This is a genomic window from Mesorhizobium sp. M0601 (assembly GCF_040320845.1).
GTDB lineage: Bacteria > Pseudomonadota > Alphaproteobacteria > Rhizobiales > Rhizobiaceae > Mesorhizobium.
Window position 1 is genome coordinate 1 of sequence record NZ_JAMYQK010000004.1, and the last position, 19,933, is coordinate 19,933.

Below are 19,933 nucleotides of genomic sequence, written 5' to 3' on the forward strand. Positions count from 1 at the left end.
AGGCCTTAGACGCCTTCAAAAGACGCCCAGTAGGCCAATCAGGTTAAGCACACCCTTCATGCAAAGCCCTCCTTGTGGGAGAAGGTGGCCTCGCGAAGCGAGGTCGGATGAGGGGTGCTCCAGCTTGGCACCGGCGGCGCTCCGTCCAACACCCCTCAACCGTCTCGGCGCTCCGCGCCGAGCCACCTTCTCCCACAGGGGGAGAAGGGACGAGCGCGCTACCGCCAAGGCTGCAAACTCTCGTCCCGTACGTAGGCGATGATGGTATCGCAGACGGCGTTCAGATCCCGCAGCACGTCATCGTTCCAGAAGCGCAGCACGCGAAAGCCCCTCGCCTTCAATTCGGCATCCCGCTCCCGATCATAGCCCGAATCCGCGTGCTGGCTGCCGTCGATCTCGACAATCAGCCTGCCCTCGGCGCAAACGAAATCGGCGATGAACCGGCCGACCGGGACCTGACGCCGGAATTTGATGCTGTCGAGCTTGCGTCCGCGCAGCTCATGCCACAGGCGGTCTTCCGCCTCGGTCGGCTCGCGTCGCATAGAGCGGGCGAAACGACGCTTGGTCGGCGCGACGGGCTGGTGCGGCATGGGACGAGGGTTATCCAATCTGGGCATGACGTCCAAGGAATTTGAGACCAAGTGTGGAAAACCGAGCGCTATCCCTTCTCCCCTTGTGGGAGAAGGTGGCCTCGCGAAGCGAGGTCGGATGAGGGGTGCTCCAGCTTGGCACCGACGCACTCCGTCCAACACCCCTCAACCGTCTTGGCGCTGCGCGCCAATCCACCTTCTCCCACATGGGGAGAAGGAAGAAGCTGCCGCGCTACTCCGCCTCGGCCACCATCTGCCTTCCACCAACCCAGTCGCGCCACGCCTTCTCATCGCCGTGGAAGACGTTGAGGTCTATGCGACCCCTTACCCCGTGCGACAGGCCGGAGCCGGAATATTGCCAGAACAGCCATTTGCGGTCGGGATAGACCTTTGATGGGTGCGCCGCCACGGCGCGCAGCCAGAATGGATAATCGGGGAAGGCGCCCCTGAGATTGTCACGGTAGAAGTCGGGCGCGGTGTAGATGATCGGGCGCTGGCCGTAGTAGCGCTCGAGCTTGTCCATGAACACCTGCATCTTCTCCAGCACCTTTTGCCGCGACGGGCGGCGCTTGCAGCTGGATTCGCCGTTCCACTCGACGTCGATCACCGGCGGCAGCGCGCCCTCGACCCTCGGCACATTGCGGATGAACCAGTCGGCCTGCTCGCCGGCGGTGCGGCACCAATAGAAGAAGTGGTACGCGCCGCGCTTGAGGCCGGCGGCTTCGGCACTACGCCAGTTCCTGGTAAACATCGGGTCGAGATGATCGCCGCCGTCGGTCGCCTTGATATAGGCGAAGTTGGCGCCCTGGGCGCGCAGCTTTTGCCAGTTCACATTGCCCTGCCAGCGCGAAACGTCGACGCCGTGGACGGCGAGGCGCCTCGGCGAGGAGGACTTACCGAAATTGATCGGCTTGGCGTCGCGAAAACCATAGCGCGTGACCGGCTCGGCAAGCATCGCCGGTGCTGCGCGGGTCAGCCGCTTCGGCGGCGACATCAGCGCGATGACCTCGGCCGGCGGTTCGACGCTTTGGTCGGGCTCCGCCATGACGACCGGCTGTTCGTCCTGCTCCTGTTCCGCGAAGGCGGGCGCAGCATCAGTTTTCGCAGCAGATGCCACCGGCGCGGGCGGCCGCACAACCGAGCTGGTCGTCTCGCTGGACGGCACTTGCAGCGCATCGACGCCGGATGTCGATGTGCAGCCGGCAAGGCACAGCGCTGCGATCGAAAAGATGACGACGCCTGATAACCGCATCTGGACCTGTACGCAAAACACAACAGACCGAAGGCAGGACAACGCCGCCGGACAAACCAAGCTGGATTCCTAACAAGAAACTACCAACAAAGTTTGAATCGAATTGTTAGGGCTTTGCATCGGGACGTTGGCCCGGACGGAGGTGCGCTATCCCCCAGCGTTCGGCCACGTGGCTGCCTCGCAATCCCGCTTGACAACTCACGGCATGAGATTAGTCTCCACTAATCTTACGGTGTAAGGCCATACTTGGGAGGAAGTCATGCAGCCCGCCGCCTTGTCAGAATTGCAGCCCGTAGCCCCGCCCGAGCCACACTCGCCCGCCATCGGGATCGACGAGATATCTGGCGATCTCAGCCGCACCATCGAACGCGCCGAGGTCGATGCCTGGCTCGACCTCTATCGCGCCGCCCCGGCAGACTTTGCCGCAAGGCAAGGCCTTGCCATCGCCGAAGATGGCGATCTCGTCTGGACCACCTGCACGACGATCCCGTTCATCCATTTCAACTGCGTCAAGAATTTCGGTGTCGATAGCGCAGCCACCGAGAGCCGGCTTGACGCGCTTCTGGCGCATTATCGCGAGGCCGGTATTCTGAGGCCCTGGTTCTACACCAATCCACATACCGAGCCGGCGACGCTCAGCTGCTGGCTCGAGGCGCGCGGCTTGCAGCGTCAGGGCGGGTGGGAACGCATCTTTCGCGACGCCGCGCCATTGCCAACGGAGCCGCTTTTCCCGAAGAAGAATGTCTCGGTCGAGCGGGTGACGCCGGCAACGGGAAGGGAATGGGCTGGGTTCATCGACAGCCAATATCGGTTGCCGACCTCACCGTGGTTGCTGGCGCTGGCCGGCCGACGCGGCTGGCATCATTACATGCTGCGGCGGGACGGCGCGGTGGCGGCGGTGCGCTCGATGTTCATCGGTGCCGACGGCATGGCCTGGAGCGGCATCGACGCGCCGGTGCCCGGCATCATGGCGCCGAGCTTCGACCTCGATGCAATGCTCGGCGAAGCGATGGTGCGCGACGGACTTGCGGCCGGTGCAAAACTGTTCGTGGCCGACATCGAGGCGCCGCGCGCCGAACGCGACGGGCCGGCGTATCGCAACTATGCGCGCCTCGGCTTCAGGCTCGCTTATTTCCGCAGCCATTACAGCTATTTGCCGGCAAATTCCGGCTGACCGTTTCAAGACCCTAGCCGCACAGCCACAGCTTGTGGGAGGTCGTGGCCATCAGGTGGGCCGGCGGTACAAAACGATCGTTGACCGCCACATCATCGTCCGCCCGGCGGACTTTTTCCTCGAGCAGCGTACGAAGTTCTGCCGGCTGCACGCGGTCGCGCTCCATCACCAGCTTGATCATCGGATCACTCAAGAGCTCGTCCAGGGTGTTGATGCTGTCGTTCATTCCGTCGCCTCCTCGACTGCCGCCCGCACGCAATAGATAGGCAGCAATGATGGCCCGCCAATGACGCTTTGCCGGCTATCTCGTGTCGCTTCGGATTAAATTTTGTCCAGATTCCACCTCAAGCCGGAGGTGGCGCGCCTTCAAACTGCGGCAGGCCGTCGTCGATCTGCACCCAGGGCTGCTTCGAGGCGGTCCAGATATGCATCTCAGGCCTGAACAACGAGGGATCATCGAGCGAGCCGGTGGTGATGCCGATAATGCCGGCGGAATCGCGCCGGGAAAACATCGTCGTGCCGCAGCGCGGGCAAAAGCCGCGCTTGAGATCGGGCGAGGAATTCACCGTCGCCAGCGGTCCGTCGACCGTCACATCATCGATGCGGAACAGCACGCGCGCATTGAAGGCGGCACCCAGTGCCTTCTGGCAGAGCCGGCAATGGCAGACGCGCTCATTGATCGGTGCCGCCTCGGCACGGTAGCGCACCGCACAGCACAAACACCCGCCCTGATATCTTGCCATCGCCCGTGTCCCTTCCCTGCGAGGATAGGCGATACCTATCGATAGGCGTGGCAGCGTCAATTGAAAAGCTTTGATGGCGCCATCTAAAGCTGTGACCCGGCCGATCCACGATTGGCCCGATGCGTCGGCCGAGGCCTCATAGATGAAAACCGGCCATCGCGCAGGAGACGGCCGGCAGACAATTGACTGGGCGTCAGTTCGTTTCGTTGACGACCTCATCCCAGGTCTTGACCTTGGTCTCGCCATTGAGGAACGGCAGCGTGGCAGCTGTCAGTTCCGGCGCGAAGAACACGTCGTAGTGGGTGCGGTTCGGCAGGATCGCCAGGCGGTTTTGCGACAGGTTCTCGCGCATCCAGCCGGCGTCCTTCAACCCGCCGCCAAGCATCTGGTAGAACTTGATCTCGTGCTCGGGCCGGTACATGTCGCTGTCGCCGAACACCAGCATGACCGGCATTTTCAGCTTCGGCACGTCGGCGGAATAGTCGTAGTCCTTGCGCATATAGGCGCCGAGCTGGTCGAGCAGTTTCGGAAAATCCTCCGGATGCGGCGCGACCGCGACATAGGATTTGTACATCGGCGTGTCCGTCATCATGTCGGCCATCGCCGCGCCGACTTGTGCCTGCTGGCCACGCATTTCGGCGTAGAAGCCGTCCGCGGCGTAGCCGGTCGAGACCAGCACCAGGCGGCGCACCGTTTCGGGATGCTGCACGGCCATGCGGAAGGCGACGCCGCCACCCAGCGAATAACCCATGACGTCGATCTTGGCGTAGCCGAGTGCCTTGACGATCGCCGCCATGTCGTCGCCCATCGCCTCCAGGCTGAGCGGCCGGTCGCCGAGCGCGGTGCGGCCATGGCCCTGCAGGTCGACCCCGATCACGGTGCGGTTCCCGGTAAGCTTCGGCAGGATCGGCGCGAACATGTCGGTCGTGCCGAGACCGCCATGCAGCAGAAGCAGCGGCTCGCCCTTGCCATAGACGGCGTAATAATAGTTCAGGCCGTTGATCGGCAGCAGGCCGGATTTTTCCGGCGTCGGCAGTGTTGCGGTTGCGGTCGTCATGGCGGGCTTGGCCTCCTCTGCGTTGATGGTGCCCGGCGCGGCAAATAGCGCGGCGGCCGAGGCGAATATGGCGAAAAATACCGATCTGGACACGTCAGTCTCCCTCTCCCGTTTGCATCAAAGTCGCTTGGCGACCTCCTCAAGCTGTTCGGCGCACTGGCCCCAGCCCTCGTGAAAACCCATTTTCTCGTGCTGTTCACGGTCGGCGACCGACCAATGCGCGACGCGGGCAATGTAGCGGGTCTTACCCTCGCCCTCGTCCTCAAAGGTCAGCACGACCGTCATGAACGGCTTTTCGGACGGCTCCCACGCCTTCGTATAGGCATCGGTGAAGACGAGCTTTTTGCCCGGTACGACTTCGAGGAAGATGCCTGGATTCGGGAACTCCTTGCCGTCGGGATCGGCCATGACGACAAGGGTGGAGCCACCGGTCCGCACATCCAATTCGGCGCGCGGCGTCATCCACGGCTTCGGCGAGAACCATTGCGTCAACAGCTTTGGCTCGGTCCAGCAGCGATAGACGTTCTCGTGCGGCGCATCGATGATGCGCGCGAGAACCAGCTCGCGGTCGGAGTTGGGGGCGATGTCGAGCTTGGTGGTCATGGTGTTTCCTCACACGTCGGTTTTGGCTTCCGTGTCTAGGACGAACCGACACGACGCAAGCCGACACGGCCCGCGAAAAAATCCGCGGGACAGGAGATTCGAACGACGGAAATAAGTGGCTTCAGTGGCGCTTGGCTTGCACCAGATAGGCGTCGATCTCGGTCTCGCCGAGCCACTTGGCCGCTTCCAGCCGATGCAACCCTTCGACCAGGATATGGCGCTTGCCGTCATGGCGCACTTGGATCGGCATCTTCATGCCGTTTTCCAGAATGTCCTCGGCCAGATGGCGGACGGTCTCGGGATGCAGCGTCTTTTTGCGCGCCGTCGGCACGTAGATATCGTTGACCCTGACCTTTTGCACTCTCAGCATGTCGGCTCCCGTGGCGGACAAGGCCGCGTTTTGTGAGATAGTCTGTTTGTCCGGCAACGCCAAGGGAGCGCCCGGCAATGGCTGGCCCGATCGTTTCCAATTGACGCTTGGCCGGCGGATGGCCGAAATGGCGGCCTTCGACCTTAGCGGTTTCCATGAACCACCTGCCGACCGAGTTTCCCGATTTTGGACTGACGCCGGAGCAGCGAGGCCAGGCGGTGCGCAGCCATTACTGGGAATGGCCGGGGATGGATGGCGGGCGCGGCGAAATCTGGTGCTACAGCGACCGTTTTTCCTACCGTCCTGGCGAGATGGTGGCACTGCATGTCAGTTCGACGGCCGTCAGTTTCGGCATCGCGATCATCCGCGACGGCGGCGCGGAAACGACAATGTTCGAAGGGACCGGAATCGCGGCGCGCTGGCAAGATACGCCGGACCAATGTTCGGTCGAAGGCTGCGGCTGGCAAGCGTCGTTCGAGTTTCGCATCGGCGACGACTGGCCGTCCGGCGCCTATCGCGTGACGCTGACAGCAGATGGCCGGGACGGCAAGCCGATCCGCTGCCACCATCTTTTTATCGTCGCGCCACAGCCCGGCAAGAAGCCTGGCCGTGTGCTGCAGGTGGCGGCCACCGGCACCTGGCTCGCCTACAATACGTGGGGCGGTTCCAACCATTACGAAGGCATCACCGGGCCAGGCCGGGACCAATATGCACGAATGGTGTCGACCCAACGGCCGTGGTGCCGCGGCTTCGTCGTGCTGCCCAGGGAAGCGCCGCGCGTGCCGCTCGAAGTCGCCGTGCCGCCAAAAACCATGCCGCGCTATCCGCACATGGAATGGGCCTTTGCTACCGGCCATTCGAAGAAATACGCCTCGTCCGGCTGGGCAAGCTACGACAGCCATTTCTTCCGCTTCGCCGAGCGTGCCGGCTACGCCGTCGATCTCGCCAGCCAGCACGATCTGCATTTTTCGCCCGACATTCTCGACGGCTATGACTGCGTCGTCCTGGTCGGCCACGACGAATATTGGACCTGGGAAATGCGCGATGCGGTCGACACCTATGTCGAGCGCGGCGGTCATGCGGCGCGCTTTGCCGGCAATTTCATGTGGCAGACCAGGCTGGAGGACGAAGGCCGCCGGCAGGTCTGCTACAAATACCGCGCTCGCGCCGAAGACCCGGCCTATCGCGGCGGCGATATAAGGCGCGCCACCAATTCCTGGGAAGCGCCGGAAATCGGCCGGCCGGGTGCCGCGACCTTCGGTCTCAACGCGACAAGAGGCGTCTATGCCGGCTGGGGCGGCTGCGCGCCGCGCGGCGTACGCGGCTTTCCGGTCTACCGGCCGGAGCATTGGGCGTTTGCCGGCACCGGCATCTACTATGGCGATCTGCTCGGCGCCGACAGCCATGTCTATGGCTACGAGGTCGACGGGCTCGATTTCGAGATCCGCGGCGGCCTGCCCTACCCCACGACCACTAGCGGTGCGCCGGACGGCCTGCAGGTGCTCGCGGTCGGCATGGCGAGCCAGGTCGAGGAAAGCGCCGACATTGCGTTCGAGGACCAGTTTCTCGGCGACGAGGACGGACGCTTCACCGCCGAGACGCTGTTCGGCGAGGCAAGCGATGCCAACCTCGACAAGGTCAAACGCGGCAACGGCATGATCGTCAATTTCCCGCGCGGCAAAGGCGAGGTGTTTCACGCCGGAAGCTGCGAATGGGTTGCCGGCCTGCTAAGGCAGGATGCGATTGTCGAGCGCGTCACCAGAAATGTCCTTGACCGCTATCTTGGAAAGCCATGACATGTTGAAGTCTCCTGCCCCGGAAACTCGCGAAGCCTCGCATCTGTTTTATCTATCCAGCCTGCGCCGGCCGATGATCGACCGCGCCGAAGGCATCTACATGTGGACGCAGGATGGCCGCCGCTTCATCGACGGATCGAGCGGTCCGATGGTTGCCAATATCGGCCACTCCAATCGCAACGTGCTCGACGCGATGAAAAGGCAGATGGACCGCGCCACCTTCGCCTACCGCCTGCATTTCGAGAACGAACCGGCCGAGGAGCTCGCGCGGCAGCTGGCCGCCAAACTCCCTGAAGGCATGGACCGCATCTTCTTTGTCTCCGGCGGCTCGGAAGCGACCGAATCCTGCATCAAGCTGGCGCGGCAATGGGCGGTCGCCACCGGCCAGCCCAGCCGTTGGAAGGTGATCTCGCGCTTTCCCTCCTACCATGGCGGCACGCTCGGCGCGCTCGCCGTTACCGGCGACGATGCGCTGTCCGAAACATTTGTGCCGATGATGCAGATGATGCCGACCGTGCCGGCGCCCATCGCCTGGCGCGACCGCGACAATCTTTCGATGGAACAGCGCGGCATCCGCTACGCCGACATGCTGGAGGAAAAGATCCTCGCCGAGGGACCGCAGAGCGTGCTCGCCTTCATCATGGAGCCAGTCGGCGGCGCTGCCACGGCAGCACTGGTGGCGCCGGACAGCTACTATCCGCGCATCCGCGAGACCTGCGATCGCTACGGCATCCTGCTCATCCATGACGAAGTGATGAGCGGTGCCGGCCGCACCGGAAAATTCCTCGGCGGCGACCACTGGAACTGCAAGCCCGACATCGTCGCGCTGTCGAAGGGGCTGGGCTCTGGCTACGCGCCGCTCGGCGCGCTGGCGGCACCGATGCGGCTGGTGCAGCCATTGCTCGCGTCGGGCGGCTTTCAGCACGGCCACACCTACGCCGGCAACCCGCTCGCCTGCGCCGCCGGGCTCGCCGTACTCGGCGAAATGGACCGTCTCGGCCTGATCGCCAATGCGGCTGACATGGGCGAGCTTTTGATGGACGAGTTGAAGCGATTGGCGAAGCGGTTTCCATTCATCGCCGACGTCCGTGGCAAGGGCCTGCTCACCGGTGCCGAGATGCTTGCGGATCCCGACACTCTGAGGCCGATCGAGCCTGCAAAGAAGGCCACCCAGCGGCTGCTCGACCTCGCCTATGAGCGCGGCCTGATCATCTACGGACGCAAGGTCAAGGGCGGCGTCGACGGCGACAATTTCATGGTCGCGCCGCCGATGATCGTCACCGCCGCGCAGATCGGCGAGATCATATCCATCATCGGCGACTCGCTCGAGGTGCTGGCCGGCGAGCTCGACCTGCCGGTCGAAGGCTGAGAGGCGAACCATGGCGTCGCGAAAAGTCATCATCACCTGCGCCGTCACCGGGTCGGTACACACCCCGTCGATGTCGCCGCATCTGCCCGTGACGCCGGACCAGATCGCCGCAGACGCGATCGCCGCCGCCGAGGCCGGCGCTTCGATCCTGCATCTTCATGCCCGCGACCCTAGGGATGGGCGGCCGACCGCCGACCCCGAGGTGTTCATGCAGTTCCTGCCGCGCATCAAGCAGGCGACCGACGCGGTGATCAACATCACCACCGGCGGATCGTCGCTGATGACGCTCGACCAGCGGCTGGCCGCGCCGCTCAGGGCCGAGCCGGAAATGTGTTCGCTCAATATGGGTTCGATGAATTTTGCGCTATTCCCGATGCTCGAGCGGCCGCGAGAATGGCAGCACGAATGGGAGCCGAAGCTGCTCGAGGCTACCCGTGACACGATCTTCAAGAACACCTTTGCCGACATGGAGACGGTGCTCGAGAAGCTCGGGCGTGGTTGCGGCACGCGCTTCGAATTCGAGTGCTACGATGTCGGCCATCTCTATTCGCTGGCGCATTTTCGCGATCGTGGACTGGTGTCTGGACCTTTATTCATCCAGTTTGTTTTGGGCATTCTTGGCGGCATCGGCGCCGATCCAGAAAACCTGATCCATATGAAGCGCATCGCCGACAAACTGTTCGGCGACAGCTACCGGTTTTCGGTGCTGGCCGCCGGACGCCACCAGATGCCGATGATCTCGATTGCGGCGGCGATGGGCGGCAATGTCCGCGTCGGGCTGGAGGACAGCCTCTACGACGGGCGCCAGCTCGCCAAGTCCAATGCCGACCAGGTGCGCCGCATCCGCGGCGTGCTCGACGGATTGTCGCTGGACGTCGCGACGCCGGCCGAGGCGCGGCAGATGCTGGCGCTCAAGGGCGGCGACCGCGTGGCGTTCTGAGATGCGACCGTGACCAACCCACCGTCAAGAGACATTGTCATCCGGCCCGGGACCGTCGAGGACGTCGAAACCATCCACGCCGCGCTCCTGCGGCTCGGCGCGCATGTCGGCGCACATCAGGAGATCACCTCGACAGCTCAGGATCTCCGCACCTATGGCTTTGGCGAAAAGCCTGCCTTCTCGACCCTGATTGCCGAAATCGGTGGCGAATTTGCCGGGCTTTGCCTGAATTTCCCGATCTTCTCGACATGGATGGGACGGCCCGGCGTCTATGTGCAGGACCTCTATGTCGAGGACCGTTTTCGTGGCCGCAGGATCGGTGAACGCCTGCTGCGCCGAGTCGCGGCGCAATGCCGGAAGAGCGGCGGCGCCTATCTCAGGCTGTCCGTCGATACCGACAACGAGACCGCCAAGGCTTTTTACGAACGATTGGGCATTGCCTGGTCCAGCTACGAGCAGGTGCAGAAGATCGTCGGCGACGCCTTTTTCGCCTTTGCCGATGCACCGGAGGAGCCAACATGAAAGCCTTCTATGCCGAAGAACAGAAGCGCCATGACCCGAAGGCGTTCCTCTCGAGCGGCGCGCCGCAGCCCAATCCGGAAAGGCCGGAACGGGTCGAGCGATTGTTGGCCGGCGCAAAGGCTGCCGGCTGCACGATCGAACGGCCGCGGGATCACGGACTCAGCCCGATTGCGGCGGTGCATACGCCGGAATATCTCGATTTTCTCCAGCACATCTTCGCGCGCTGGCAGCGCATCGAGGGCGCCTCGGCCGAGGTCATCCCCAATATCCATCCGATCGCGCGGAACGGCTCCTATCCGGCCTCGGCGGTCGGCCAAGCCGGCTATCACATGGCCGACACCGCCTGCCCGATCTCCGGCGAGACGTGGCAGAGCGCGCTTTGGAGCGCCTGGAGCGCGGTTGAAACCGCCGAGGCGGTGATGTCTGGAGCGCCGGCCGCCTATGCGCTGTGCCGGCCGCCCGGCCATCACGCCTTTGCCGATGTCGCCGGCGGCTTCTGCTTCGTCAACAATTCGGCCGTCGCTGCACAGGTTCTGCGCAAACAGGCGGCGCGGGTGGCGATCCTCGATGTCGACCTCCACCACGGCAACGGCACGCAAGGCATCTTCTATGCCCGGCCGGACGTGCTCACCGTGTCGCTGCATGCCGACCCGGTGCGCTTCTACCCGTTTTTCTGGGGCCATGGCGACGAGCGCGGCGAAGGGCGCGGCCTCGGCTACAATCTCAACCTGCCGCTGCCGCGCAAATCCGGCGATACAACGTTCCTCGAAGCGCTGGAGGCATCGTTCCAGCGCATCAAGGCCTTCTCGCCCGATGCGCTTGTGGTGGCGCTGGGGCTAGACGCCTTCGAAGGTGATCCGTTCGGCGGGCTGTCGGTGAGCACGCCTGGTTTTTCGCGCATTGGCGAGGTGATCGCCGGGCTCGGCCTGCCAACGGTCATCGTCCAGGAAGGCGGCTATCTCTGCGACGAGCTCGGCGACAATCTCACCGCCTTCCTCACCGGTTTTGGCGGCACCCACAAGCGATGATCCGCCCGCGAGGGCCGCTCAGGATCGTTCCTGCCGCAGCATGGCGACAACGCGGTGCACGCTCTCCAGCGTCTCGTCGATCTCGGCTGCAGTGTTGTAATGAGCGATGCCGATGCGCACCACGCCCTGCTCGGCCGGAATGCCGAGCTGGTGGACGATCTCCCAGGCGTAGTTGTGGCCGGACCACAGGAAGATGTTTTCCGCATTCATCTGCCGCACGATCGTCTCCGGCACGATGCCCTCGACGGTGAACGACACCGTCGGCACGCGCTCATTGATCCGCTTCGGATCGGTGATGCCGTGGATGGTCAGGCCGGCAATATCCGACAAGCCATCGATCAGTTGTCGCGTCAGCGGGTTCTCGTAAGCGATTGAAACTTCGAAGGCCTTGGCGATTTTCAGCCGACGCGATCCTTGCGCGCCGGCTGCCGCGCCCAACTCGGCAAAATAATCGACAGCTGCCGACAGGCCGGCCATCAATTCAATCTGCGGCGTGCCGAGCTCGAAGCGCTCCGGCAAGGCATTGGACGAGCAACGGCATTTATACGGCTTAAGCGCATCGATAACGTCCAGCCTGCCCCACAAAATCCCCATATGCGGGCCGAAGAACTTGTAAGCCGAGCAGATCAGGAAATCGCAGCCGAGGTTTTGGACGTCGATCAGGCCATGCGGCGCGAACTGGACGGCATCGACGTAGACCAACGCACCAGCCCGCCTGGCGATGCCGGTCAACGCCTTCACCCGGTTGATCGACCCGGTGAGATTGCTGGCGTAGTTGAGCGCGACGAGCCGCGTCCTCTCGGAAAGCAGCGCGGCGAGCGCCGCCTCTTCGATCTGCCAGCTCTGCTGGTCGAAGGGCAGCCAGCGCACGACAAGGCCAAGGTCTTCTGCCAGTTGCAGCCAAGGCGAGACGTTGCCCTCATGGTCCATGCGGGTGAGGATGATCTCGTCCCCGGGCTTCATCGTGCGGCCGAGCGTTCGCGACATGTGGTAGGTCAATGTCGTCATGTTGGCACCGATGATAATTTCCTGCGGGCTCGCAGCGCCGAGAAAATCCGCCATCGCCAGATGGGCCTCGTCCCCGATGCCTTGTGCTGCAACGGTGGTGTCGAAGAAGCCGCCGAGGTTGGCATTCGTGGTCAGCAAGCAACGCGATACTGCGTCCGCCACCGACTGCGGCACCTGCGTGCCGGCAGGATTGTCGAGATAGATGCGCCGGCGGCCCTTGTCGGTCAGCGACAAGGCCGGAAATTTCGCGCGCACCGCGTCGATCCGGAAGTCCATGGCTGTTCCCCTCTCCTTATGACGATCGGACAACCGCGTCCCGACGCATCAAGGGCACGGATTGCCGACGCGCTGGTGGATCGCATCAACGGCTTTCTGCATGTCCTCGGTCCAGACCACGTCGGCGGAAGAGAGCGCCATTTCGAGTTGCGAAATGGTGGTGGCGCCGATGATGTTCGAGGTGACCAAGGGCCGGTTCGAGACATAGGCATTGGCAAACAGCGCCGGCTCCATGCCGAAGGTGCGCGCCAACCGGTTGTATTCGAGCTGCACGTCGGCAGCATTCGGAGTCTCGTAGCGCTGGCCGCGGTTGAACAACTGCGAGCGCGAGCCCTGCGGCCGCGCGCCATGATCGTATTTGCCGGTCAAATAGCCTTGCGCCAGCGGCGAATAGGCAAGCAGCGACACCTGCTCGCGCTCGCAGACTTCGGCAAGGTTCACCTCGAAGGTGCGATTGACGAAATTATAGGCGTTCTGCAGCGAGGCGACGCGCGGGCCGAGGCCCTTGTCGGCTTCGGCGATGAAACGCATGACGCCCCAGGAATTCTCGTTCGACAGGCCGAAATGGCGGATCTTGCCGGCCTTCACCAGTTCATCAAATACGGCAAGCGTCTCGGCGATCGGCGTCTCGCCTTCCGGCACGCCGGCGGCATCGGAGCGTCGCGGTACGGTGCCGATGCGGTTCGGATTGGCGCCCCACGGCACGTCGCGTTCCGGCCAATGGATCTGATAGAGGTCTATGTAATCGGTGTTGAGCCTGGCGAGTGACTTATCGATAGCGTCGAAGATATCGGCGCGCACCAGCTTAGACGGGCGGTCGCCCCGAAACCAAGTGTTGGCGGTGCGACCAACTACCTTCGAGGCGATGATCACCTGGTCGCGATTGCGCTTCTCCTTCATCCAATTGCCGATGAATGTCTCGGTACGGCCTTGTGTCTCCGCCTTGGGCGGGATCGGATAGAGTTCGGCGGTGTCGATGAAATTGACGCCGCGAGCAAACGCCAGATCCATCTGGGCGTGACCGTCCGCCTCGGTGTTCTGCTGGCCCCAGGTCATCGATCCGAGGCAGATTTGCGACACGAAAAGATCGGTCTGGCCGAGACGGCGTTTGTGCATGGAGTTTCTCCGGCGGGAATTTTGCGCGGCTGCGCGAGGAGGAAGCAATAGCATACAGGAAAGCGTCGCCCGCTTCCAAGCCCACGGATGGAAGGTCAGACGACTTTCCCGGGACGCCGGCGGACAGGGTTTATCCCTGCGGCTAATAAAAAGCCGGACTGCATTTTCATGCAGTCCGGAAGTTCGCCAGGAATGGCGAGGAAAAAACCGGCCAAGTGCCGGCATAGACGCCTACGGTCAAAGCGCCGCAGAAGTTTCGCCGGACCAGCCGAATTATGTCAAAAAAGATCAGGGCAGCATGGCTGCCATGCGAATGCTGCACTGCACAATCGTCATGATCTGCTTATATTGACCGCCTTGGAGGTTCAATAAGGGGCTTGAATCATGGGATTCTTCACTGAAATGTTCGCTCGTCCGCGTCCGCGGGAACAGCTGCGCTATCGAGCGGCGCTGGCGCTGCTCCATTCGATGAGCAATGCCGATCGCGCCGATATCGGCGTCAAGCCGGCCGATTTCCCGCGCATCGCCCGGGAAATGTCCCTGCGCTAAACAACCGTGAGATATCCGCCGTGGCGGATATCTCCCGAGCGGATCTCAACGCGATCCGAGGAAGATCGACTTGCCCAATGGCACGCCGTTGTGGCGCAGGATGTTGTAGGCGGTGGTCAGGTGGAAATAGAAATTGGGCATGGCGGCATGCAGCAGATACTGCATCCCCGGCATCGAAACCTCGCGTCCCGCAAGCCGCAGTTCGACTATCCTGTCATCTGAACCATCGAATTCGGCCGCCGAAAATGTCGCGAGATAGTCGAGCGTCTTGGTAAGGCGGGCCTGCAGATCAGCGAAGTTCGCCTCATTGTCCTCGTATTTTGGCACCTCGCGTCCCGCAAGCCGTGACGGGGCGCCTTTGGCGTGATCGGTGGCAATCTGTACCTGCCTGGTCAGGGCAAACATGTCCGGCGCCAACCTCGCCGTCAGATACACCTGCGGATCGATCTTGCGATCAGCCGCATTTTGCTCGGCAATGTTCAGCACATTGGCTAGTGCCTTCAGCCTCGCCGAAAATACCGGCACGGATGCTTCATACATTGATATGGTCACAAGAAATCTCCACGCGGCCCGACTGCCGAGGGCGAGAGGTAGCGCCTTCGCAGGCGATTGTTCAAGCGTCACCACGTCGCCGCAATCGATATGATAGGATTTTTCATCGAGTGGAGGTTCCCGATGAGACGCGCCCTTTTTGCAGCGACCGCTTTTGTGTCTCTTGCCATTGCCGGCCAATCGGCGCTCGCCGCAGACGCGCCTTATATCGACGACAGGTCGAATGCCGAAGCGGTCATCCGGTCACTTTATAATGCCATCAGCCGGCACGAATTCGCGCGCGCCTGGGATTATTTCGGCGACACCAAGCCGGCCAAGGATTTCAATTCCTTCGTCAAAGGCTATGACAGCACGGACACGGTCGAAGTCAAAACCGGTGGCGTATCCGAAGACGGGGCTGCCGGCAGCATCTACTATAGCGTTCCGGTCGCCATCCGGGCGACGGCCAAGGACGGCAGCGAAAATGTCTTTGCCGGCTGCTATACGCTGCGCCAGATCAACGCCTCGATCCAGGAACCGCCATTTCGCTCGATCTTCATCGATAAGGGTGCGCTGAAACCCTCAAAGGCCGATTTCGAGGATGCCGTGCCGGCAAGCTGCGGCGAAGGACGGCCGCCGACGAAGAAGGACGCAGCGCTTGAGCAAGCCAAAAAGGCGTTTGCCGCGACTTATGGCGACCAGTGTGACAAGGATCTTTTGGCGCAGGAGCCGGACATTTTCTCGATCCACTATAAGGGCAAGGATGCGTCTGCCAGTGATCCCGAAAGCGAAACCCGGCTTTTCCATTTCGCCTGCTCGGCCGCGGCCTACAACGAAAACTCGATCTATTACATGAGCGACGACGTGCTTGGCGTGAGACAATTGCAGTTCGCCGAACCTGAGATGGACATCCGCTACGAGAACAATGACAGCGACGGCAAATTGCTGGGCATGACCATAGTTGGCTTCCAGACCTCCGGCTGGGCAACTAATTCCGATTACGACGAAGAGACCAAGACGATCACCAGCTTCAACAAATGGCGTGGCATCGGCGATGCCTCTTCATCAGGGACCTATCTGTTTCGCAACGGCGATTTTTCCCTGGTCCAGTACGATGTCGACGCGTCTTATGACGGCGAGGAAAATCCGCAGACGGTCGTCGACTACAATACCGCGCCTTAGGGAGCCTTCGATAACATCCAGTTGAGCGTGCCGCGCCAGTCGGTCATGCGGATCGGCGTGCCGTGCGTGCCAGTCTCGAAGCGGACGAAGCGGGTCGGATAAGTTTTCGATTTGGCCAGGATGGAGCGGAAGAAGGCTTCCTGTTTCTCGATTGGAAACACCGGGTCCTTGCTGCCCTGGCCGAAGAAGACCGGCACACGGCGCTTGAAGGCGGGGCTTGAGAAGAAACTCTCGTCCCATAGCGAGCCGAGCAGCAGCAGCCCGTCGATGCGCCCGCCGGTGTCCTTGCGGGCGGCCAGCTTCCAGCACAACGCGCCGCCCATCGAGCCGCAGGCGACGAAGATTTTTGCGCGCGGCGATTGTTCGGCATAGTGGTTGATCAGCGCGGCGATCTGGGTGGCACCGGTGTCGCCGAAATCGGAAAAATCCGGCGACAGGTAGAGGCCGCCATTGCCGGCCATCAGGTTCTTGATACGGTTGAAATTGCCGCCGAAGGTGAAGTCGTCGGTGCCCTGCTTACGGCTGCCGCCCTGCCCGTGCAGATAAAGCACGATGATGCTGGCGCGCCCGGTCTTGCCGACGGCAATGTGGCGGACATCGCCTGCGTCGGTCTTCAGCAACAGATCCTGCTGCACCTTGCGCACGCCGGGTTCGGTGTATTGCGCGTGCACACGACGCTCAGGCACTTCGTCGCGGGCGTTGATGTCGCGCAGCTCACGATAATCGATGACCGTATAGGCGCCGTTGCTCTCGGACGAAAGTGTGGCCGGATAGGCGAACAGATCGTCCTTGAAGGGTTTGAGTTCGAGAGCGTTGGCGTAGCCGGCACAAGAGAGCGACAAAAGAATCGCCATCAGCAGGGCCGGGAGGCCGAAGGGAGGCAAGCGGAACCGGAAGCAGGAACGAAAGGCCATCCCTCAGCCATGCGTTTTTCGGCTTCGGTTTGTCAATCCTGCAGCACGCCGCCGGCGCCTTCCAGCGCCTCGCGCGTGTCGACGTCGACGGCTGCCCCTTCGCCGATCTCGACATCGATGACGTCGAGCCCTTCGGCCTCGACCAGATGGCGGGCGCCGGTATCGCCTTCGAGGTGAGCGATCGCGGCAAACAGCGAACGCGGCAGCAGCACCGGATTGCCGCGCCGCCCATCGTGCGAGGCCCGCACCACTGATCGGCCTTCGGACCTGCGGAACGCCTCGATCAGCCTGTCGAGGTCGGCCGAGGCGACGCCGGGCATATCGCCGAGGACAATCATGGCGCCGGCGGCGTCGCCGGAAATCTTGGCGATGCCGGCCTTCAGCGACGAAGACAGACCCTCGGCGAAATCCGGATTGTCGGCGAGGGTCACATCGAGGCCAGACAGTGCACTGCGCACGCGCTCGCTCTGGTGGCCGGTGACGACGATGGTGGCCGCGGCTTTCGAACCGACCGCGCGTTCGGCGGTGCGGCGGACCAGGGGCTCGCCATCGAACAGTGCCAAGAGCTTGTTCGGCCCGCCCATGCGGCTGGAGCGGCCGGCGGCCAGAAGCACGATCTCGATCTTTGGTTCGGCTTTGGCCGGCAACGGCTCGCGCGGTTGCGGCCGCGTCGGAATTTCCATCAACAGCCCGCCGACACCCATGCCGGCAATATCCCTGGCGGTCACGTCGAGACCGGCGATCAGCCGGTCGAGCACCCAGTCGAAGCCGTTCTCCTTGGGACTGCGGGCGCAGCCCGGCGCACCGATGATGCGCTTGCCGCCGAGTGTGCCGAGCACCAGTAGATTGCCGGGATCGACCGGCATACCGGCGCGGATGACAGTGCCGCCCGCCCTTTCGATCGCAGCAGGAACGACGTCGCCGAAATCGGCCATCGCCGAAGCGCCGAAGATCACCACCATATCGTTGTCGCGGATCAGCGAGGCCGTAGCCTCGGCGACGGGGATAATTTCATGCGGCGTTCGACGCTCCGCCGTCAGCCGGCCGCCCGAACGCGCCAGGCGTGCTTCGGTGACGCGCAGCGTCTTGTCGAGCACGCTGGGTTTGATGCCGGGCAGCACCGTCTGGATGACGCCGACGCGCACCGGCTGATAGGCGTTGACCGCAAATATCTCGCCGCCGGCGCAGATCCTTGCCACGGCATCGACCAAAGCGGAGGCGACCGCAAACGGAATGATCTTCACCGTTGCTACCATCTGACTTTTTTCGACCGGCGCATGCTGCGCGAGCGTGGCGATGGTGATCGTCGGATCGACGGCGTTGATGGCGTTGATCATCGCCGCGTCGACGGTGAACATGCCGGCAGCCTGCGCGTGGAGGTTGACCCTGCCGGTCGCGGCGGGCTTCGCCTCGATGTTGCGATGGATCATGGATGCGCCGATCTTTTCGGCAGCGAGGTCCTCGCTGAGATCGTCGGGCGCCAACACCGCCGCTACGACTTCGGAAATGCCAGCGGCCTTCAACAGGGACACATCCCCGGCGCTTAGCCTGTGCGCCTTGCGGAAGCGGCGCTCTCCGACCGTGGTGGCGTGCGCAAGCACTGCCCCTTCGGCCGTATCGATCGCAACGGGACCAAATTTCACGCGACCGCGCCTTTGGATTCGAGGCCGCGGGAGCGAAAGGCGTGGATCGCTTGCGCCAACACCGCGACGGCGATCTCGGCCGGGCTGGCAGCCCCAATGTCGAGGCCGATCGGGGCATGAATGCGGGCGATCTGGTCGGCGGTCGCTCCCGAAGCCAGCAGGCGTTCCACACGTTTGGCGTGGGTCTTGCGGCTGCCGAGCGCGCCGACATAAAAGCAGCCGGCGTCGAGCGCCGCCTTCAGCGCGAAATCGTCGATCTTCGGATCGTGGGTGAGAGCAGCCAGCGCCGTATAGCTATCGAGCGGCTGACGCGTCAGCACATCCTCTGGCCATTCGGCATGCAGCGCGATATCGGGAAAACGATCGGGCGTGGCAAAGGCCGTTCGCGGATCGATGATCTCGACAGGATAGCCGGCGATCCTGGCCATCGGTGCCAGCGCCTGGCTGATGTGGACGGCGCCGATGACCACCAGGCGAGGCTGCGGCAGATGTGCGTTGAGGAAGAAGGTCCGTCCCTCAGCTTCGACCGAACCGGAATTGCCCGTGCGAAATGCCTTGGCGACGGCCGCCCCGAGTTCGCCGGCTACCCGGTCGCCCTCGCGCACGACACGGTCGCGGCCGTCGCCGAGATCGGTGACCAGGATTGCCGCGCGGCGGGCGCGGCGTTCGGCGTTGAGTGTCTTCAGCGCATAGGGATCCATTCGAGATCAACCCAATCTTTCTACATAGACCTTGATGCGGCCGCCGCATGACAGGCCGACTTGCCAGGCGGTCTCGTCTGCGACGCCGAATTCGAGCATTTTGGCCTTGCCGCTATCGATAACATCGACCGCCTCGGCGACCACGGCGCCTTCGACGCAGCCGCCCGAGACGGAGCCGTGGAAATTGCCTTCGGCGTCGATGACCAGGTGGCTGCCGACCGGGCGCGGCGCCGAGCCCCAGGTCTCGACCACGGTGGCAATGGCGACATCCTTGCCGTCCTTCATCCAGCCCTCCGCGATGATCAGCGGGTCGCGGGCCTCATCGAGATAGATACTGCGTTCCATGATTTTCTCCCTGGCAGACATGTGGTTATGCGACGCGCTTCACGCCAGCCTCGATCCACGGGCGCGCGTCGACCGAACGCATAAAAAACAGCACGGTTGCCAGCGACCGGTCCGCCACATAATCCGCACGGGTCAACAGATCGAGCGTCTCGTCGATCGTCCGCGGCGCCGGACGCGGTTTTCAACTCGGTCATCCTGTCTTCGCCGACGCGGCCATCTGAAAG

22 protein-coding genes and 1 pseudogene are annotated in these 19,933 nt (G+C 63.0%); 8 read left to right on the forward strand and 15 right to left on the reverse strand.

Annotation, left to right across the window (positions count from 1 at the left end; all coding sequences use genetic code 11):
• Nucleotides 1-218: 218 nt before the first annotated feature.
• Together NKI41_RS05685 and NKI41_RS05690 are read right to left on the reverse strand one after the other, a co-directional pair.
• Nucleotides 219-590 carry an endonuclease domain-containing protein gene (locus tag NKI41_RS05685; protein ID WP_352467292.1) on the reverse strand — a complete coding sequence of 124 codons (372 nt, stop codon included), beginning with the start codon at nt 588-590 and terminating at the stop codon, nt 219-221.
• 232 nt (nt 591-822) lie between these two features.
• Complete coding sequence (locus tag NKI41_RS05690; RefSeq protein WP_352681880.1) at nt 823-1,842, reverse strand: GH25 family lysozyme; 1,020 nt, start codon at nt 1,840-1,842, stop codon at nt 823-825.
• Between the two features lie 259 nt (nt 1,843-2,101).
• On the opposite strand from NKI41_RS05690, the gene NKI41_RS05695 reads away from it, so the two are divergent.
• The gene (locus NKI41_RS05695; RefSeq protein WP_352681882.1) at nt 2,102-3,016 is read left to right on the forward strand and encodes a hypothetical protein; all 915 of its coding nucleotides are present in this window, start codon (nt 2,102-2,104) and stop codon (nt 3,014-3,016) included.
• A 13-nt stretch (nt 3,017-3,029) separates the two neighbouring features.
• On the opposite strand, the gene NKI41_RS05700 is transcribed toward NKI41_RS05695, so the two are convergent.
• The 5 genes from NKI41_RS05700 to NKI41_RS05720 form a co-directional block, all read right to left on the reverse strand.
• Nucleotides 3,030-3,242 carry a hypothetical protein gene (locus NKI41_RS05700; RefSeq protein WP_352474035.1) on the reverse strand — a complete coding sequence of 71 codons (213 nt, stop codon included), beginning with the start codon at nt 3,240-3,242 and terminating at the stop codon, nt 3,030-3,032.
• A 118-nt stretch (nt 3,243-3,360) separates the two neighbouring features.
• A complete protein-coding gene (locus NKI41_RS05705) occupies nt 3,361-3,759 on the reverse strand; it encodes a GFA family protein (RefSeq protein WP_352681884.1) in 399 nt (132 codons plus the stop codon).
• Between the two features lie 193 nt (nt 3,760-3,952).
• On the reverse strand, nt 3,953-4,909 hold the full coding sequence (locus NKI41_RS05710) for an alpha/beta fold hydrolase (RefSeq protein ID WP_352681885.1): 957 nt from the start codon (nt 4,907-4,909) through the stop codon (nt 3,953-3,955).
• Between the two features lie 24 nt (nt 4,910-4,933).
• Nucleotides 4,934-5,419 (reverse strand): SRPBCC family protein, encoded by a 486-nt coding sequence (locus tag NKI41_RS05715; protein ID WP_352541415.1) that lies wholly within the window; start codon nt 5,417-5,419, stop codon nt 4,934-4,936.
• Nucleotides 5,420-5,540: 121 nt separating this feature from the next.
• Nucleotides 5,541-5,789: a ParB N-terminal domain-containing protein gene (locus NKI41_RS05720; protein WP_023674751.1), complete on the reverse strand. Its 249-nt coding sequence runs from the start codon at nt 5,787-5,789 to the stop codon at nt 5,541-5,543.
• 155 nt (nt 5,790-5,944) lie between these two features.
• Between NKI41_RS05720 and NKI41_RS05725 the strand changes: the two genes are divergently transcribed.
• From NKI41_RS05725 to NKI41_RS05745, 5 genes are read left to right on the forward strand one after another with little or no spacing between them, the layout of a single operon-like run.
• Nucleotides 5,945-7,585 (forward strand): N,N-dimethylformamidase beta subunit family domain-containing protein, encoded by a 1,641-nt coding sequence (locus NKI41_RS05725; protein WP_352681886.1) that lies wholly within the window; start codon nt 5,945-5,947, stop codon nt 7,583-7,585.
• Between the two features lies 1 nt (nt 7,586).
• The gene (locus tag NKI41_RS05730; RefSeq protein ID WP_352681888.1) at nt 7,587-8,954 is read left to right on the forward strand and encodes an aminotransferase family protein; all 1,368 of its coding nucleotides are present in this window, start codon (nt 7,587-7,589) and stop codon (nt 8,952-8,954) included.
• Nucleotides 8,955-8,964: 10 nt separating this feature from the next.
• Nucleotides 8,965-9,894: a 3,5-dioxohexanoate:acetyl-CoA acetone transferase gene (gene kce / locus NKI41_RS05735; RefSeq protein ID WP_352681890.1), complete on the forward strand. Its 930-nt coding sequence runs from the start codon at nt 8,965-8,967 to the stop codon at nt 9,892-9,894.
• Nucleotides 9,895-9,903: 9 nt separating this feature from the next.
• On the forward strand, nt 9,904-10,416 hold the full coding sequence (locus tag NKI41_RS05740) for a GNAT family N-acetyltransferase (RefSeq protein WP_352681891.1): 513 nt from the start codon (nt 9,904-9,906) through the stop codon (nt 10,414-10,416).
• A complete protein-coding gene (locus NKI41_RS05745; RefSeq protein WP_352474026.1) occupies nt 10,413-11,444 on the forward strand; it encodes a histone deacetylase family protein in 1,032 nt (343 codons plus the stop codon). Before NKI41_RS05740 ends, NKI41_RS05745 begins: the two co-directional genes overlap by 4 nt.
• Nucleotides 11,445-11,462: 18 nt before the next feature.
• Here NKI41_RS05745 and NKI41_RS05750 read toward each other — a convergent pair whose 3' ends face one another.
• Together NKI41_RS05750 and NKI41_RS05755 are read right to left on the reverse strand one after the other, a co-directional pair.
• The gene (locus NKI41_RS05750; RefSeq protein WP_352681893.1) at nt 11,463-12,728 is read right to left on the reverse strand and encodes a cysteine desulfurase-like protein; all 1,266 of its coding nucleotides are present in this window, start codon (nt 12,726-12,728) and stop codon (nt 11,463-11,465) included.
• 48 nt (nt 12,729-12,776) lie between these two features.
• Nucleotides 12,777-13,844 carry an aldo/keto reductase gene (locus NKI41_RS05755; protein ID WP_352681895.1) on the reverse strand — a complete coding sequence of 356 codons (1,068 nt, stop codon included), beginning with the start codon at nt 13,842-13,844 and terminating at the stop codon, nt 12,777-12,779.
• Between the two features lie 384 nt (nt 13,845-14,228).
• Between NKI41_RS05755 and NKI41_RS05760 the strand changes: the two genes are divergently transcribed.
• Nucleotides 14,229-14,393 carry a hypothetical protein gene (locus NKI41_RS05760; protein ID WP_023674744.1) on the forward strand — a complete coding sequence of 55 codons (165 nt, stop codon included), beginning with the start codon at nt 14,229-14,231 and terminating at the stop codon, nt 14,391-14,393.
• A 45-nt stretch (nt 14,394-14,438) separates the two neighbouring features.
• Here the strand turns inward: NKI41_RS05760 and NKI41_RS05765 are convergent, their stop codons facing one another.
• Entirely contained in the window at nt 14,439-14,945 is a 507-nt protein-coding gene (locus tag NKI41_RS05765) for a DUF1993 domain-containing protein (RefSeq protein ID WP_352681897.1), read from the reverse strand.
• Nucleotides 14,946-15,068: 123 nt separating this feature from the next.
• Between NKI41_RS05765 and NKI41_RS05770 the strand changes: the two genes are divergently transcribed.
• Nucleotides 15,069-16,106: a DUF1176 domain-containing protein gene (locus NKI41_RS05770; protein ID WP_352681899.1), complete on the forward strand. Its 1,038-nt coding sequence runs from the start codon at nt 15,069-15,071 to the stop codon at nt 16,104-16,106.
• On the opposite strand, the gene NKI41_RS05775 is transcribed toward NKI41_RS05770, so the two are convergent.
• From NKI41_RS05775 to NKI41_RS33270, 5 genes and pseudogenes are all read right to left on the reverse strand, one after another.
• Nucleotides 16,103-16,960, reverse strand: a complete 858-nt coding sequence (locus NKI41_RS05775) for an alpha/beta hydrolase (protein ID WP_352681901.1) — start codon at nt 16,958-16,960, stop codon at nt 16,103-16,105. The genes NKI41_RS05770 and NKI41_RS05775 overlap by 4 nt on opposite strands.
• A 92-nt stretch (nt 16,961-17,052) precedes the next feature.
• Nucleotides 17,053-18,663, reverse strand: a complete 1,611-nt coding sequence (locus NKI41_RS05780) for an NTP transferase domain-containing protein (protein ID WP_352681902.1) — start codon at nt 18,661-18,663, stop codon at nt 17,053-17,055.
• Nucleotides 18,660-19,364: an XdhC family protein gene (locus tag NKI41_RS05785; RefSeq protein ID WP_352474019.1), complete on the reverse strand. Its 705-nt coding sequence runs from the start codon at nt 19,362-19,364 to the stop codon at nt 18,660-18,662. Before NKI41_RS05785 ends, NKI41_RS05780 begins: the two co-directional genes overlap by 4 nt.
• A 6-nt stretch (nt 19,365-19,370) precedes the next feature.
• Nucleotides 19,371-19,709, reverse strand: a complete 339-nt coding sequence (locus NKI41_RS05790) for an XdhC family protein (protein WP_352474017.1) — start codon at nt 19,707-19,709, stop codon at nt 19,371-19,373.
• Nucleotides 19,710-19,794: 85 nt separating this feature from the next.
• Nucleotides 19,795-19,903: pseudogene (locus NKI41_RS33270) on the reverse strand (AAA family ATPase); the annotation flags it as partial.
• Nucleotides 19,904-19,933: the final 30 nt, after the last annotated feature.